The organism is Acetobacter pomorum, assembly GCF_002738225.1.
In the GTDB taxonomy this organism is placed as follows: Bacteria; Pseudomonadota; Alphaproteobacteria; order Acetobacterales; family Acetobacteraceae; genus Acetobacter; species Acetobacter pomorum.
Genome location: NZ_PEBQ01000144.1, coordinates 51,764 through 66,098, shown reverse-complemented (window position 1 = coordinate 66,098; position 14,335 = coordinate 51,764). Strand labels below are relative to the sequence as shown.

The window sequence follows — 14,335 nt, the reverse complement described above, 5'->3', positions numbered from 1 at the left end:
TTACCCTGATGCCGTCCCGTTTGTATCTACACCAGTAAATTCAATTTCAGACTCTTCCGTTTCGCCGGCATTTTCTTCCGGCTCATCCAGCTCACGCAGCTTGCGGCTTACGGAACGTGTGCGCCTCCGGGCTTCCTCAATCGAGAAAGACATGGCCTGCGCATTACGCGCCAGCTTGTCCAGCACACCATCCATTTTAATCATTTCCTGCCGTGTAGCCCCCAGCAGGCGCGCAATGGTTTCTGTGCGTTCTTCCAACGCAAGTGTAACGTACCCCAGATGAATTGTGCGCAGCATGGCAGGCATAAGGGCTGGCCCCATCACCATAACCCTGAACTGCCGCCCCAATTCATCAATCAACCCCGGCATGCGGGCTACTTCTGTATATAACCCATCTGTTGGCAGATACAGTACGGCAAATTCCACCGTTTTGGGCGGATGAATATATTTGCTGGAAATTTTGCGCGCTTCCACCCGCATGGTGTTTTCCAAAGATTTGCGTGCCGCTTTTTCTGCTGCCGTATCGCCTTCATCTGCAGCATTCAGCAGCCGCTCATAGGCTTCTGTGGGAAATTTGCTGTCAACCGGCAGCAAAGGCGGCGAGCTGGATTTAACGGGCATGCGAATGGCAAATTCCACCACATCATTCCCATTGCCAATCCGCACATTGCTTTCATAGGTGCCCGGCGGCAACACATCATCCAAAATGGCGCGCAGCTGTGCCTCCCCCCAGCCACCACGGGTTTTTACATTGCTGAACAGGCGCTTGAGGTCTCCTATCTGGCCTGTCATGGCCCTGACCTCTCCCATGGCTTTCTGCATGGCAGAAAACTGCTCCAGCACGCGCTGAAAGGAAGTTTGCATCTGCTGTTCTACCGCTTCATGCAGTTGCTCTGTTACGGCACGGCGGATAGAGGCAAGCTGCTGGGCAGAGGTATCTGCCAGATTACGCAGGGCTTCAGCCTGTGCGGCGCGTGCCTCGGCCTGCTCACGCCCAAGTCCGCCTGCCAGCGCGCCAAGCTGTTCTGCCAGTTCGGTGCGCATGCGCTCAATCCGCCCCCCCATGGCACGCTCCATTTCCACCATGCTGTTGCGTTGCGCTGCAATATCGGAACGTGCTGTTGCGGCTTCACGCTCCACCAAAACATAGAGACGGGCCAGCAAATCTGCATCTGTGCCGCCACCAGATTTGGAGCGCAGCAAAACAGTAAGACCCGCCCCCAGCAACAGAGCGCACAAAGCAATACCTGAAAGAACAATTATGGAACTCATGCCCTGTTTTGTCTTATGTGCGGGGCAAGAGCAAGCGCCACAAACGCATGGGATGACTCTCAAAAGCGGCTTTATCGCGCAAGCGTAATGACAAGAGAGCACAGGCAATGATATGACCTGCGCTTTCATCTGCCATGTGTGCCAAACGCAGACATGGGTGTTTGCAATAAAAATGCATCATTTTTGCTGCATATTGAAATAATTCTTACTTTATCCAGGCAGGAGAACACTTACAATGAACACGGCACAACGCATTCGCGGCATTGTGGCAGGTTCTGCGGGCAACCTGCTGGAATATTTTGATTGGTATGTTTATTCCTCTTTTACCATTTACTTTGCCCATGCCTTTTTCCCACACGGAAACCCTACTGTAGAACTTTTGAACGCCGCTGCAGTATTTGCTGTGGGTTTTTTCATGCGGCCTGTTGGCGGGTGGCTTTTGGGCATGGCGGCAGACCGATACGGCCGCCGCAGCGCGCTCACCATTTCTGTGCTCACCATGTGTTTAGGGTCTTTGGCCATTGCCGTATGCCCAACATATGACCAGATCGGCCTTGCGGCCCCGCTTCTGCTGCTTATTGCCCGCCTGCTGCAAGGCCTGAGCCTTGGGGGAGAATATGGGGCATCTGCCACCTATCTGGCCGAAGTAGCCACACCGGAGCATCGTGGATTCTGGTCTGGCTTTTTATATGTCACGCTGGTGATGGGCCAACTGCTTGCGCTTGTTCTGCTCCTGCTTATGCAATACGTGCTGCTCACACCGCAGCAGATTGCAAGCTGGGGTTGGCGCGTGCCGTTTCTGATAGGAGCTTTGGGCGCTGTACTGGTATTCTGGCTGCGCCGCCAGATGACGGAAAGCGACAGCTTTAAAAGCGCACATGTGCAAGAAGAAAAAGGGGGTATTCGCGTTCTTCTGCACCATTGGCGCGCTGTGCGCACAGTTTGTGGCCTCACGCTTGGGGGCACCGTAGCCTTTTATACCTACACCATTTACATGCAGAAATATCTGGCCAACACGCTGGGCTTTCCCAAGGAAACCGCAACCCTTATCTCCACCGCCAGCCTGATTGTGTTTGCAGCCATGCAGCCTGTTTTTGGGGCTGTTTCAGACAAAATTGGACGTAAACCGCTGCTGCTGTTTTTTGGTTTTGGCGTAACGTTCGGCACCATTCCGTTGCTACATATGCTGGCCAGCACAACCTCCCCCTGGGCAGCATTCGCCCTGATTGTGACAGCACTGTTTATTGCATCGGGTTACACATCCATTAACGCCATTGTCAAAGCTGAGCTGTTTCCAACCCGTATTCGTGCTTTGGGTGTGGCATTGCCTTACGCGCTCACGGTTTCCATTTTTGGCGGCACAACAGAATATATTGCCCTGTGGTGCAAACAGATCGGGCACGAAAACTGGTTTGCGGGATATGTTTCCCTTTGTGCCGCTATCACTCTGTTTACGGTTTTACGCCTGAAACAGGCAGCCAGCAGTACCGCGTCCGCTACCGCTTCTGCACGTCCCTGACCATGCGATCTTTTGTGAAGGAAGGCAGCAAGCGCACTGTAGTCTTTTAATTATAGAGCGTTGTACTGCATAAAAGCAGGGTACAAAATAACGCCGCGGATACGCCTTTAATTTGCCATAAGACGCGCCATTATTTGAGATGAGACAAAGAAAACAGGTTTTATCCTGTTTCAAGGAGGCTCATTTCATGCGCCAGATTACCAAACTTTTGATGGCTCTGCCCATTATTACGGGCCTTGGCTTGACAACCATGCCAATGGCGCAGGCCCAGCCCGGCCCACATATGATGGGCGGCCCCGGTTGGGGCGGTGGCCCACGTGGCGGTCCGGGTGGCCCTGGCTGGGGTGGCCCCAGAGGCGGCTACTACCATCATCGTGGCCCCGGCGGCGGTGCTATTGCTGGCGCCCTTATCGGCGGGTTGGCCGTAGGGGCTTTGGCCGGGGCAACAATGGCGGGTGGCCCACCTGTAGCTTACGCACCCCCTCCGCCACCACCTCCACCGGCGTATGTTGTGCCTGCAGTGCCCGTTATACCCGGACCGGGTTATGGATATTACGCCCCACGCGGATATTATCAGACCTGGTAAGCTACGGGGTGGTAGAGGTAAGCCTTAAAAAAAAACCGCCTTCAGGCACTAGTTGCCAATGTGCGGGCAGCTTCCAGCACAGCCTCAACATGGCCTGGCACTTTTACCTTGGGCCAGATATGCGCAATTTTACCGTCTGGCCCAATCAGAAAAGTTGTGCGCTCAATGCCCATATATTGGCGGCCATAATTGGTTTTTTCCACCCACACACCATAGGCTTCTGTCACGCTGCCAGATTCATCTGACGCCAGAGGGAAGGTCAGATCATATTTGGCAGCAAAGGCATCCAGTTTTTTAACCGGATCACGCGAGACGCCAATAACGGACAACCCTGCTTTTTCAAAATCCTTCAGGGCTTCGTTAAACCCACAGGCTTCCTTGGTGCATCCGGGTGTATCTGCCTTGGGGTAAAAATACAGAACAAACGGCTTGCCCTTAAAATCTGCCAGCGTCACCTTGCGGCCCCCGCTTGCTTCCATATCAAATGCCGGGGCTGCATTCCCTACCTTTAATGTGTGCTGTTCCGTCATGTTTGGTATCCTTCTTTTTAAACACCCTACCCATATTGAACGTGGCGGGTTTGCACGCTGTTCCTTTAAAAAAACAGGCTTATTCCACCGGGCCAACCAGACGGGCAAAAGTTGCAGAGACATCACGGGCCAGAATGTTGGCCTTTTCAATCAGGTCCGGCAATGTTTCCAGCTTCATGGCCTTTAACAGCACGTTCAGAGATGCGGGCGCTAGATCCTGCTCCAGATCCACTGGAGGGGTGGACCCACAAAGCAAACGCAGCATGGCCTGAAGCTGACGCCAGAACAACTCGGCCTGTTTGAGAAACTGACTGTCTTCCGCGCTGAGCAGGCCGGCTTTTTCCAGACGCCCCAATGCCAAACGCGTGCTGACATCTCGCACAGCCGCCTGCGCCCCAATCAACTGATAAATCTGGGCAATAAACTCCACATCCATCAGCCCGCCCAAGCGCCGTTTGACATCCCACACAGAAGATGCGGGCAAATCCCGCGCCAGCCGTGCGCGCATGGCACCGGCATCTTGCAGCAATGTTGCGCGCGCTGGAGGCTGTGACCGCAGGCGCCCATCCAAAATGGCTTCCAGATCCTGCCTTAAAACACGCTTCAACTCTGCGGGAGCGGCAACAATACGCGCCCGTGTCAGGGCCATGCACTCCCACGTCCATGCGGATTCTGTGTGGTAGCGCAAAAAGGCCGGGCGAGAGACCGCAACCGGCCCTGCCGCCCCGGAAGGACGCAACCGCATATCCACCGCATAGAGCGGGCCCTCCGGCCCAGGAGCCGTAAGCGCTGCAATAAAGGCATGGGCTAGGCGGGTGTAATACTGCGCCACCCCAACAGAACGCGGCGCAGAAAAAAGCGGACGCTTTGCTTTGGCATCGGCCTGTGGCACCTCGCTGGCCTGCACATCTTCAGGGTGATCAAACACCATCAGCAAATCAAGATCTGACCGCGGCATCATCTCGCGCGAGCCTGCTTTGCCCAGCGCTATAATGGCCATGCCACCGCCCGGCACATGCCCGTAACGGCGTGTGTGTTCTACCTCCACCGCCTGTTTGACAATGGTGATAATGTTATCCGCCAGCGCCGTGCGCTGCTTTTCTGCCTCGTTTTCCGTTATGCGGCTTTCCAGCAAGGCTACAGAAAGGCGAAACTCCTCTCCGCGCAAAAGCGGGCGCAGTGCTGTTACCAGCTCTTCAACATCTGCCATTTCCTCCGCCAGATGGTGCAGGCGCGCAATAACTGTGCCTCCTTCCTCTGGCTCGGATTCCAAAAGTCCTTCCAAGGCGGAGGGTTTGTCTGCCAGATAATCAGCCAGAAAGACCGAGGCATCAAAAATATTGGCAATGCGGTCTATCAGCGCAGGGTTGCGTTCAAAAAGAGAAAGAAGCTGCACCCCGGCATGCTGGCGGGCCAGCAGCGCATCAAACCGGCGCAAGCAGGCCAGCGGGTTGCTGCGTGCACCAAAACTAGCCAGCAACGTGGGCAACAGCACCCGCAGCAACGCATGCGCACGCTCGGACCGAAGGGCACGTAGGCTGTTCCCGCGCCAGCGGGTAAGAACCTGCGTGGCTTCCGCTATCTGCTCCGGCGGAAAACCATGTTTTTGCAACAGTTCTGCCGTTTGCCCATCTTCCGGCCCCGGCACCAGCACGCTGCCTTCCACTTCTTCAGGCTGCGCTGTCGGCAACACAAAATGCCGTTCAAAAATACGCCGAGCCTCCCGCATACGGGGCAACATATCCAGCGCCAGCACCTCTGCATCCGAATAGTTCATGAAAATGGCAAAAGCCTCAAACCCTTTGCGCGTGTCAGGCAGGCTGTGCGTCTGGTGGTCCGCGCGCATCTGCAACCGGTGCTCGGCATCTCGCAAAAAACGGTAGGTTCGGGCCAGTACTTCTGCTTCTTCCCGTGGCAGGTGGCCTGAACCTACAAGTTTTTTAAGGGCGCCAAAGGTAGTTTTATCCCGCAAAGCGGGCTCGCGCCCACCCCAGACAAGCTGCATGGCCTGCGCGATAAATTCAATTTCACGAATCCCGCCCTGCCCCAGTTTGAGGTTATGGCCCAGCAGCCAATCTATGCTGGCAGAAGGATCTGCCAGAACGGTATCTGGCAAAGTGCTTAAATCTGTACGCCCAGCCTTGCGGTAACGGTCGATCCGGGCCTTCATGTCGTGCAGATCATCAATCAGGGCAAAATCCAGATGTCTGCGCCAGATAAAGGGGCGAATGGCCGCCAGAAAACGCCGCCCCAGCGTAAGATCGCCCGCCACGGGACGCGCTTTTGTCATGGCGGCGCGTTCCCATGTCTGGCCAAGACTTTCATAATACAGGATGGCCGCCTGCACCGTAACAGCCGGAGGGGTGGAAGATGGATCGGGCCGCAATCTTAAATCTGTGCGAAAAACGTATCCATTGGCATCTCGTGCTTCCATCAGGCTCACAAGATCGCTAGTCATACGCACAAACACACGCCGCACTGTGTCCGACTGAGGGTACGCTGTGGGATCATACAGCACCATCAGGTCTATATCGGATGAAAAATTCAGCTCCCGCGCGCCCAGTTTGCCCATGGCCAGAATTACAAAGCCGCACCCCTGTGCTGGCTGCTCCGGGTTGGGTAAGGCAAGCTGCCCAGCCTGAAAGGCACACCACAGCAAATGCCTGACAGCCAGATCCAGCGCGGTATCAGCCAACCGGCTGAGTGCGTGCGTCACTTCCTCCAAGGGCCAGAATCCACCCAGATCCGCCACGGCACAAATAAAAGCTATACGTTTTTTTGTGTGCCGCAAAAAAGCGGCGACACACTCTCGCCCCGATGTTGTGTCAAACTTCTCGCATGTTGCAAACGCATCCTGCACACACACATCCGGCCCCTGTTCCAGCAGGGCTGCAAAGGCCAGAACATCTTCACGCGCCAGATCAGCCAGATAAGGGCTGTTTCCCCCCAGGCAGGCCAGAAGCTTTTGCGCACCAGGCTGTATCATGACAGATTGCGCAACACCCGCTTCCTGCGCCAGGGCCAGCATATCCTGCGTAAACAGTTCCGCCGTGCGCGTATCTGCTGGCGCGGGCCAGTCTGCATCTGGCCACATGCGGGAACCCTGCCCTCTAGGTTGCCTTACGTCTCGAAAAAGGGAATGGTCTGCCTGCGTCATGATCTGGCCCGTGCTGTGAACAATAAAGGCTTGCTGCGTTGACTTCCAACGGTCAAGACACCACGCGCCCGCGGCGCACAAAAACCCGGCGTTTTCTGGTCTATGGGGCGTATGCCATGGTCGGGCTGCCGCTTGTGGGCACAGTTCTGCTGTTTGCACGCATGGCGCTGGGGCCCATAAATGTAACACCGTTGGTGCGCCCTTTTCTGCCCGTTACCGTTATTTCTGGCGGCAAAAAACAGCCGCCCGTTGCCACGTTGGGCTTGGGCCGCGCCTATCTGGAATGGAACGGCCTGCGTGACGGGCTGACATCGCCCCTTATGCTGGCGTTGCATGATATCGCCATTAAAGGCCCGGATCGCACAGTTGTGGATACGGTGCATGAAGCGCATGTTACGGTAGATACGTTTGCCCTGCTACACGGTGGCATTGCCCTGCGCGCTGTGGAGCTAGAAGGTGTCCAGCTCGCCCTCCGGCGTAGCAAAAACGGCGCGGTGGGGTTTGATTTTGAAACACCCCCCAATTCTGGCGGACAAAGCAATACAAGTGTGGATACCGCCGGAATGGACCGCGCCGTTATCTCGCACGCCGTTATTCAGATGAATGACCAGCTTACCGGCACACATTGGGTGGCCTCTCCGTTAGATGCCACACTGCATATGGCCTCCGCCCAAGGCAAAAAAGGCTTAACGGGTGCTGTACAATTTGCCGTAACGGGGCAGGAAAACCCGGATTGCCACATAGAAGTAAAAGCCAGCGGCCGCCCGGATTCAAATGGCAAGGGCATTGTGTGGCATCTGGCAACCAATGCCGTTAGGCCCGCCAGCTTTTCCAATATCTCGCATGATCTGCAACATATCAGGGTGCCTATTGCCGTCAGCACAGATGTCAGCTTTCTGCCTGCACCAAATGCAGATTGGCTTTTGCCGGGCGCAATGGAACTGCATGCAGATGCACAAAGCGGCAAGGTAACGGCTGCCGGAGCGCGTTACTTTTTGAACAATGGCACAGCCAATATTACCTTGCGGCTTGACCATCTTAAAAATGGCAGCACCCCTGCGCATATTATTGTCCACAGCATTAACGCCAACCTGCGTAACCCTGACCACCCGGAAGATGTGGCCCGTGGGCTTGATCTGACGGTATCCGGGCAGGTTGATGCGTCTGATCTGGTTAACCCCACCACGGTTTCCGGGCAGGTTGTTACGGATATTCCGCAGGTTTATTTCCCCGATCTGGTCTATTACTGGCCAGATAAGGCTGCCAAGGGTGGCAAAAAGTGGGTGACCAAAAATATTACCGATGGCATCGCCACCAATCTGCACACCACCGTTACCTTATCCAGCACAACAGGCTGGAATGGTGTGGATGTCAGCAATATTTCTGGCGGGCTGGATGCCAAGGGGCTGACCATTTACTGGCTGCGGCCCATTTCTCCACTTCGGGGCATGGATGCCCATATGGACGTGGACGGGCTGGACAAGCTGAGCATTACGTTTGACCACGGTTACCAGCTTGTTGACCGTGCCGGAAAGAATGTGGGGGAAAATGGCACCGGCCGCATTGCCGCAGGCCCCGGCAGCATGGACATTGTAGGCCTGACCAAAAAAGACCAGACAGGTATTATCAACACGCAGCTTGATGGCAAGTTGCAGGATGTTATGGCCCTTCTGGCAGAGCCGCGCCTGCATCTTCTTGCACGCCACCCGCTGGATATTCGCAACCCGCGCGGGCGCGCCAAACTCCAGTTGATGCTGAGCCTGCCCTTGAAAGATGACGTCAGCATTGATGACATGGAAATTAAGGGCCATGCCGATATTACACAGGCATCGCTTGACAATGTGGTGGCCGGGCGTGGTGTAAGGCGCGCTGATATCAAGCTGGATGCCACGGCAGATGGCCTCTCCCTTGCCGGGCATGGCGTATTGGGTGGCCTGCCCTCCAATATCTCCTATTCAACAGATTTCCGGCACGTGCCGCCCACCGGGCTTTTGGAACAGGCGCATCTGACATCCCGCATCACTCCGCAAACTGCTGCGGCTGCCGGTTTTGCAACGGGAGACCACTTTGGGGGCTCGGCAGATGCCGTGGTGGATTACCGCCAGTATGGGGATCATCACGGGTTGGTGGATATCAACCTCAACCTCAGGAACTCTCAAATCCGTATTCCGCTCTGGCATAAGGCGCCGGGGCGGGCGGCACAAGCCAACGCCACGCTGGGCTTGCAGAATGGCCAGATTGTTGCGGTTGATCGCATTCTGGCCACAGGGCCAGATCTGGATGTACGCGGCAAGGCCCGCCTGCGCCCACACCATGCCCCGCAACTCATTATTTCTTCCTTTCGTGTTGCCCATTCCACCGGCCATGCCATGTTGGAACTGCCACAAAAGGGCATAGGGGGATCTGTCGTGCATGTTGGCGTATATGCCGATATGCTGGATCTCTCTCCCTTGGTGATGGGGGACCCCTCAGACCCCAAACCCGCGCAATCAGCCAGTAGCGGCTACCATGTGCCAGAGGCCGCCACTGGCAAACTGCATGGCCCGCCTGGTGCAGCATGGGCCATTGACCTGACAGCCAACACATTGCGCTATAATCCGGACAAACCCTCACTCAAGGCCGTAAAAGCCTATTTTGAGGATAACGGCCAACGTCTGGAAAAAATGTATTTTGCCATGCATGGGCCAACGCCTGTCAGCATGACACTCACCCCCAAAGGTGCTGAGCGTGACCTGCGCGTTTCCATCCCGGATATGGGCGCGTTTTTGTCCGACTTTAAAATTGTGCCAGATGTAGAAGGCGGACACGCTGTTTTAAGTGGCTCTTTTGATGATACACAGGCAACAGCACCTTTTAACGGCCGCATTACCGTTACGCCATTTGTGCTGAAAAAAGCCCCCATGGCTTTACGTCTGGCCCGCAATATTTCCTTTTACGGCTGGCTGGCCGCACATAAATCATCCGAATTTACAGTTACGCATCTTGTGTTGCCCGTAACATTCAAAGACGGCGTGCTGAATATTCATGATGGCAGAACAGGCAACAATGCCTTGGGCGCCACGCTGGAAGGTGACGTTAATCTGAACAAGAACAGCATAGATTTACACGGCACTGTGGTGCCTATTTTTGCCATTAACAAACTGCCCGGAAAACTGCCGGGCATTGGCTGGGTGTTCAGCCCGGAAAAAGATGGTGGGCTTGTGGCCATAACGTTTGGTGTGGCCGGGCAAATGAGCAACCCTTCCCTGCACGTTAACCCGTATTCCATCTTCCTACCGGGGGCGCTGCGGCGGATTTTCTAATGCCGCGTGTAGCCCGTGGCAGGGTTATTTGTCATCAATCGCCGGGTCTTCTCCATCGGCATCTGGCGGCAGATCGGCTGCCCCTTCCATAAGGGAGACAGCATCTGTTAGCGGGGTGCGCACGGTTGCCGTAATGCCCCCTGCCCGCACCAGATCCCGAAAAGAGGTGCCTTCATCATCAAAAGCTGTATCCAGACCGTTGCCGCTGACTTCCCCCACAGCATGAAACACCGTGCCGGCCTGCGGGCGCACGGGCGAAACCAGCCAATGCCGGGTGTGTGAAATAACAGAGGATGCATCTGCATCCATACAAGGTTGCATATGGGTCAGGGTTACAGTTTCGGTCGTTACCAAAGCTTCGCTTTCTTCCCCACCCTTACGGCCACTGGCTTTGGTTTGTGCGGTAAACACGGTGCCAGAGGCCACCACCTGCATGGCTTGGGGAGATTGCGCCATATCTGCGCGCAAACACACAGAAACCGTACCAGAGCTGCCATCATCCGCCTGTGCAAGAGCAGGCAGGCTTACCCCAGCAAGAAACAGATAAAAAAGTGCAAAGCTGGGGCGGATTTTCATGGCGACGTTCTCTTTTTCCGTTTTCTGCCGCCCGAAACATCAAACCTTATGGGTGTGCAGGGGCTTCCCGCTTCAGCCCGGACGGAATGGCAAACACGCTATCTGGCTGGGGGGCCCGGCTTACGCTTAGCGCACGCACCGTAACCTGCCCCTGCTGCGCCACCTGCAAAAGCAGGCCATCTGGCGTATAGCATGCATCTGTTGGGTGCCCATCGGCATCCGTTGTGCGCCATAATGTGCACTGTTCACCCGCCACAACGGAATTCCCCAATCGTGCATAGGTGCCAGCCGCTGCAGGCTGCCCTGGGGGCGTAATCTGCTGTGGGCCGGGCACGGGCATGACACTGGCCCGCTTGCGTGCAGTATCCACCACCGTAAGGGTGTGATCTGTCCATGATGTAATCATGAACACATCAGAATTCTGCGGGTCCAGCCGCTGGCGCAGAGAACTGACCTGCCAGCGCATACGCTGCTGGGTATGGGCATCTCCCTGAGCGGAGTTCAGCTCATACAACACATCTGCATCAACCGATGGCGTGACAACCGGCGCATCGGCCGGAGCTATCTGTGTTGGCTGCGGTGTCTGGGGCTGTATCTGGGCGTGGGCCACGCTGCCAGAAGCCGCAGCTCCCAACAGCACAAACCCCATACCTGCAAGAATATGTTTTGCAACCATCTTACGGCGTTCCTTCCGCGCTACCTGTTGCCGGAGCTGGCACCATTGGCCCTACGCCCGCAGGTGCAGCGGGTTGTGCGGGGGATGCATCTGCCGCACCTCCGCCACCTTTGGCACCACTATGCGGGTTAACTTCCTGAAAACCTACGGGGGGCTGAAACACGCTATCGGGCACAGGCTCATAAGAAACCTTCATGGCGCGGATCCGGCCATTCAGCCCATCCACATCAATACCGGTCTGGGAAAGAATAAAGCCATCATCCGTCACACAGGCCGTGGCCTGCCCCTGAGCAGATTGCGCAGCCCAGACGGTACAGGGCTGCCCGGCCACAACATCACTCCCCTTGCGCGTAAACTGCATGGACAGGTCAAGCAGAAACGGGTTGCGTATGCCTTCCTGCTGCACAAGGCGAGTGTAGATGTGCCGGTCATTCAGAATCACCAGAACTTCCTGAGAGGCACGGTTGATAATTACGGCACCACGGCTTTCATCCCCTTCCATGTTGGTCATGTAGTTGATGCGCATCAGCCCGCCATCACCAGAGAACATCACCTGCACATGGCGCGTGGGTGTAGGGGTATCTGGCTTGGCCCCATTCTGTAAATCCTGCGCTGTCGGCTGGGGCTGAAAGCTGTAATCAATAATGGCATCACGCGCGGGCGTTAAACGTGGATGGTCCAGCGCAACCTGTGCCTGTGCCCGCCCCGGCAAAGTTGCGCCAAGCATAGGCATTGCCGCCCCCAGAACACCCATCAGGCAAAAAAAACGCATACGGCCATACAGGCGTGTGCTCATAATCTCATCCATTCCAGTCATTCAATTTACAGGCCCGTGCCTTTGGCATGCCCTTTTTGGGCATAACCACCACAGAGCAACCCTATGGCAAGGCGCGGGCCGGAATATGGCAGCTTCTTACATGCTTCGGATTTCTGCTTCCAGCACATCAGCCGGAATATTCTGCTGCCAGCGGGGCTGCATACTTACAGCCTTTTCCAGCATGGCCTTATAGGCAGCGGCTGGTATTTCCTCCCCTCCAAAGCGGGCAAGGTGTTCGGTGCCAAACTGTGTGTCCAGCACAATAAACCCACACAGGCGCAACCGTGCAACCAGATGCACCAGTGCCACCTTGGAGGCATCTGTTACGCGGCTGAACATGCTCTCTCCAAAAAACGCGCCCCCCAGCGCCACGCCGTACAAACCGCCAACCAGCTTGCCGTTCTGCCAGCATTCCACACTGTGGCTGAAACCCATGCCATGCAAGGCACAGAACAAGCGATAGATTTCTCCATTGATCCACGTGGTTTCACGCCCCGGAGCGGGTGCGGCGCACGCACGCATAACAGCGGGAAAGTCTTTATCTACACACACATCAAACTGGCCAGAGAGCACTGTACGGCGCAGGCGGCGCGGAAGATGAAAATGATCAAGCGGCAAAATGCCCCGTGGGTCCGGGTCGTACCACCTCAGGGTTTTATCTGCTGCATCGGACGCCATGGGGAACAGCCCTGCCGCATACGCACCCAGCATGATCTGGGGGGTAAGGTTCTGTGTCATGTGCTGTGCGTTCCTTTCGTGCAACCCACCATCCCATACGCCTAGGCAACCTCTGGCTTTGTATGCCGTTATAGAATGTCATAGCCCATATGTTGTCTGCCCCCGCTTGATGCCACCCCGCATTGGGCACAAACTTGCGCCAGACAACCACCGACTCACCAGCCTACGGAGTTGCCTGTGAGCACAGAAGCACCTCGCCTTATCCGCTCCATCCGCCTGTTGGATGCTGCGGAAGAACGTATCAAAACAGAATTTACAGCCCCACCAGCGCCCGAAAAAGCTATGAAAACACCTGCGCTGCTGGAACTGGCTCAGGAATTTCAGCCTTTTGCCATTGTGCTGACCAATAATTCCCCACTGAAGGGCAAGGATGTTGAAGCCCTGCCAGAGTGCGTCAAACTGGTATCAACCGTAAGTGTCGGGCTGGATCATCTGGATATTCCGGCCCTGCATGCGCGTGGCATTGCGGTTTCCAACACCCCGAATGTGCTGACAGACTGCAATGCTGATTTAAGCATGATGCTGATTCTGGCAGCCTGCCGCCGGGCTGCTGAATACTATACGCTCATGAAAAAAGGCTGGCATCATGGCTTGGGTATGGGCGGCATGCTGGGCCACCGCGTTACAGGCAAACGGCTGGGCATTGTGGGAATGGGCCGCATTGGGCAGGCCGTGGCAAAGCGCGCGCGTGGCTTTGACATGACCATTCTTTACCACAACCGCAGTCGTCTTTGTGCCGCAGAAGAAGCCGGCGCCACCTATTTTGAAAAACTGGAAGACATGCTGCCCCATTGCGATGTGCTCACCTTGCACATGCCGGGCTCACCCTCCGCGCCACCTATCATGAACACTCAGACATTTTCGCTGTTGCCCAAAGGGAGCGTGTTTGTAAATGCTGCTCGCGGGTCCTTGGTGGATGAAGACGCGCTGATAGCAGCACTGGAATCTGGCCATCTGTTTGGGGCCGGGCTGGATGTTTACCGGCAGGAACCCAACCCCAACCCAAAACTGACAGCCCTGCCCAATATTTTTATGACACCTCACGCAGGCAGCGCCACCATAGAAACACGCACCGCCATGTGCATGCTGGCGCTGGACAATGTTGAGGCGTTGGCAAAAGGCCTGCCTATGCCCTCTCCCGTGACGGCGTAAGGAGCAATTT

At 55.9% G+C, this 14,335-nt stretch carries 11 protein-coding genes; 4 read left to right on the top strand and 7 right to left on the bottom strand.

The window, feature by feature from the left end; translation table 11 throughout:
- Complete coding sequence (locus tag CSR02_RS10475; protein ID WP_042786760.1) at positions 1 to 1,272, bottom strand: DNA recombination protein RmuC; 1,272 nt, start codon at positions 1,270 to 1,272, stop codon at positions 1 to 3.
- A 235-nt stretch (positions 1,273 to 1,507) separates the two neighbouring features.
- Here CSR02_RS10475 and CSR02_RS10470 point away from each other — a divergent pair, with 235 nt between their 5' ends.
- On the top strand, positions 1,508 to 2,791 hold the full coding sequence (locus CSR02_RS10470) for an MFS transporter (protein ID WP_099541608.1): 1,284 nt from the start codon (positions 1,508 to 1,510) through the stop codon (positions 2,789 to 2,791).
- A 187-nt stretch (positions 2,792 to 2,978) separates the two neighbouring features.
- Complete coding sequence (locus CSR02_RS10465; protein ID WP_099541607.1) at positions 2,979 to 3,377, top strand: hypothetical protein; 399 nt, start codon at positions 2,979 to 2,981, stop codon at positions 3,375 to 3,377.
- 41 nt (positions 3,378 to 3,418) lie between these two features.
- Here CSR02_RS10465 and bcp read toward each other — a convergent pair whose 3' ends face one another.
- Complete coding sequence (bcp, locus tag CSR02_RS10460; protein ID WP_099541606.1) at positions 3,419 to 3,907, bottom strand: thioredoxin-dependent thiol peroxidase; 489 nt, start codon at positions 3,905 to 3,907, stop codon at positions 3,419 to 3,421.
- A 79-nt stretch (positions 3,908 to 3,986) separates the two neighbouring features.
- A complete protein-coding gene (locus CSR02_RS10455) occupies positions 3,987 to 7,064 on the bottom strand; it encodes a bifunctional [glutamine synthetase] adenylyltransferase/[glutamine synthetase]-adenylyl-L-tyrosine phosphorylase (RefSeq protein ID WP_183172563.1) in 3,078 nt (1,025 codons plus the stop codon).
- Positions 7,065 to 7,180: 116 nt separating this feature from the next.
- On the opposite strand from CSR02_RS10455, the gene CSR02_RS10450 reads away from it, so the two are divergent.
- Complete coding sequence (locus CSR02_RS10450) at positions 7,181 to 10,366, top strand: AsmA-like C-terminal region-containing protein (protein WP_183172589.1); 3,186 nt, start codon at positions 7,181 to 7,183, stop codon at positions 10,364 to 10,366.
- 24 nt (positions 10,367 to 10,390) lie between these two features.
- Here CSR02_RS10450 and CSR02_RS10445 read toward each other — a convergent pair whose 3' ends face one another.
- From CSR02_RS10445 to aat, 4 genes are all read right to left on the bottom strand, one after another.
- Entirely contained in the window at positions 10,391 to 10,942 is a 552-nt protein-coding gene (locus CSR02_RS10445) for a hypothetical protein (RefSeq protein ID WP_099541603.1), read from the bottom strand.
- A 46-nt stretch (positions 10,943 to 10,988) separates the two neighbouring features.
- The gene (locus CSR02_RS10440) at positions 10,989 to 11,618 is read right to left on the bottom strand and encodes a hypothetical protein (protein ID WP_099541602.1); all 630 of its coding nucleotides are present in this window, start codon (positions 11,616 to 11,618) and stop codon (positions 10,989 to 10,991) included.
- A gap of 1 nt (position 11,619) precedes the next feature.
- The gene (locus CSR02_RS10435) at positions 11,620 to 12,435 is read right to left on the bottom strand and encodes a DUF4412 domain-containing protein (protein ID WP_183172564.1); all 816 of its coding nucleotides are present in this window, start codon (positions 12,433 to 12,435) and stop codon (positions 11,620 to 11,622) included.
- Positions 12,436 to 12,531: 96 nt separating this feature from the next.
- Entirely contained in the window at positions 12,532 to 13,173 is a 642-nt protein-coding gene (aat, locus tag CSR02_RS10430; protein ID WP_099541601.1) for a leucyl/phenylalanyl-tRNA--protein transferase, read from the bottom strand.
- Between the two features lie 177 nt (positions 13,174 to 13,350).
- Between aat and CSR02_RS10420 the strand changes: the two genes are divergently transcribed.
- Positions 13,351 to 14,325, top strand: a complete 975-nt coding sequence (locus CSR02_RS10420; RefSeq protein ID WP_042786771.1) for a 2-hydroxyacid dehydrogenase — start codon at positions 13,351 to 13,353, stop codon at positions 14,323 to 14,325.
- Positions 14,326 to 14,335: the final 10 nt, after the last annotated feature.